Origin of the sequence: Lactobacillus nasalidis, from assembly GCF_016587775.1 — a bacterium.
GTDB lineage: Bacteria > Bacillota > Bacilli > Lactobacillales > Lactobacillaceae > Lactobacillus > Lactobacillus nasalidis.
The window spans coordinates 1-2,110 of record NZ_BOCG01000315.1; the positions used below are offsets into that span (position 1 = coordinate 1).

A 2,110-nucleotide genomic window follows, 5' to 3' on the forward strand; every position below is an offset into this window, starting at 1 on the left:
TGGTAGCCGCCATAAGAAATCCCGGAGCCGTAGTTGTTGATCGGCACTGAGTGGATCAGGTAGTCGCTGCCGTAGTAGGCCATGTAGTAGCGGGCGCCGACGCCGTCAGATGACATGAAGGACGGGCCATAAGCCGACTTCAGATAGAAGGTGCCCCGCGGCGTGTCGCTTTGATACTTGCCGTTGGTCGTTTCAAAACGTCCGGCTGAAGAGTACATCGTGTAGATGACCTTCTTGCCGCTCATGACGTAAACCCGGTTGCCCAGAATGGACACCCGCAGCCAAACGTTCTTGTACTTGGCCAAGTTCGGGTAAGCCCGCTTTTCACTGGACTTGAAGTAGTAGGCGCCAGTCTTGGCCCGCATGTCAGCCGGGTCGTAGTACGGCGCGTTGGCCGGCTTGTGCAGGACCAGCTTGTAGTGAACCGTGACCTTCACGTTCTTGGTCTTGCTGGTAACCGTCTTGGCCTTGACCTTCGTCGTGCTCCGCTTGTAGCCGGTTATAGCAGGAACCTTATAGCTCTTCCAGCTGCCCTTGGACCACTTCCCGTAGCTCTTCTTTGTCTTCGTGGAAGTCTTAGTCAATTTACCATCCGTATAGGTTTTAGTCGTCGTCGTGGTCGTCGTCACCGTTCTGGACAGCTTGGCCTTCTGCGTGATGGTCTTGTTCTTGCCCGGCCGGTCCAAAACGATCTTCCGCGTCTTGGTCAAGTACTGCTTCTTCGTGCTCTTCTTGACGGAGACCTTGCTGGTCACCACTGAAGTAACCTTGATCGTGACGTCAACCGTGTCGGTTGACTGGTCAGCATAGGTAACAACAACCGTAGCCTTGACCGTACCGGCCTTGGACGTGCTTGGCGCCTGCTTCCAGGCTACACTGGACACGTTCTTGAGGCTTGAAAGGTTGCTGATGGCAGAGCTGGCTGACAAAGTCTGGCCGACTTTGACAGTCAGGCCGCTCTTGGCCGTCGGCGTGTTCTGGCTGGCGTAGCTGGCCACGTTCACCGTAACCGCTACTTCACTGGTCGTGCCATCGGTGTAGGTGATCACGACCGTGGCCGACTTGCTGCCAGCAGTCGAAACATCTGGATTGCTCTTCCAGCTGTAAGTCTGCACGCTCTTTAGGTCAGACTTGTTGCTGATGGCGTCAGAAGCGTCCGGAAGCGTGCCGACCGTCGTAGTCACCGTTTGCCCCTTGGCTTCCTGTTGGTTCAAAGCAGAAGACGAGCTGTCCGTCGTGGTTGACGAATCCGTCGTCTGCGTGCTGGAATCAGTGTCCGCGAAAACGGACTGATTGCCCACGCCAGCGGTCAGCAGGGCCAGTGCTGCCACTGAAAGCATGGTAATGTACTTTGACTTTTTCATAATTCCCTCCAATGTCTAACAGGTGCTCAGGCGCTTCATCAAGCGCGGCATATACGCGGACAGCTGCGTTGGCCGCACAAGGTAGGAAGACTCATACAGATCGTCTCCTGCCTTTGAGTGGCAATAAACTGCAGCTAGTACGCTGGACAGCCGCTGGCCGAACTGGCCGATAAAAGCCGCCGTGATGCCGGCCAAAGTATCGCCCATTCCGCCCGTGGCCATGCCAGGATTGCCGGCCGAATTGCGGTAGATTTCACCTGTAAGGTCATATACGCGCGTTCGATGTGCCTTCAGAACTAGTATAACATTTTTCATTCCGGCGGAAAACAAACGTTCCAAAGCTTCCTGGTTGGCCCGGTCGCCCTGGTCGGCAATCTTAATGCCGCTCAGCCGCTGCCATTCCATTTGGTGCGGCGTCAGCACCAGTTCCCCGGCCCGCATTTCCTTCAACAAGTCCGGTCTTTGGCTGAGCAGGTCCAGGGCACTGGCGTCAAAAACAACCGCCTGGTCCGGCTCAGCGCTGCGGCAGACCAGGTCAAGGATCCGCCAGGCCAGCTCGTCTGTTCCCAGACCCGGTCCGCACAAAATCACATTGGCGCTTGCGAGCTGGTCTTTTAAAGAATCCGCTGAATAATCGATTGCCGCGGCTTCCGGCAGGCGGGCATGCAGCGCGGTAAAATTAACCGGATCCGTAGCCACCGTCGTCAAACCAGCGCCGGCGCTGACTGCAGCCTCGGCAGCCATGA

Annotated in this window: 2 protein-coding genes; both read right to left on the reverse strand. The window is 56.5% G+C overall.

All coding sequences use genetic code 11. The features are described 5' to 3' along the window. Window positions 1-1,364, reverse strand: a 1,364-nt coding sequence (locus lacNas_RS05920; RefSeq protein ID WP_201346687.1) for a Rib/alpha-like domain-containing protein, incomplete at its 3' end; no start/stop codon positions are given. A gap of 15 nt (window positions 1,365-1,379) precedes the next feature. Further along, window positions 1,380-2,108 carry an NAD(P)H-hydrate dehydratase gene (locus tag lacNas_RS05925; RefSeq protein WP_201346688.1) on the reverse strand — a complete coding sequence of 243 codons (729 nt, stop codon included), beginning with the start codon at window positions 2,106-2,108 and terminating at the stop codon, window positions 1,380-1,382. Window positions 2,109-2,110 lie beyond the last annotated feature (2 nt).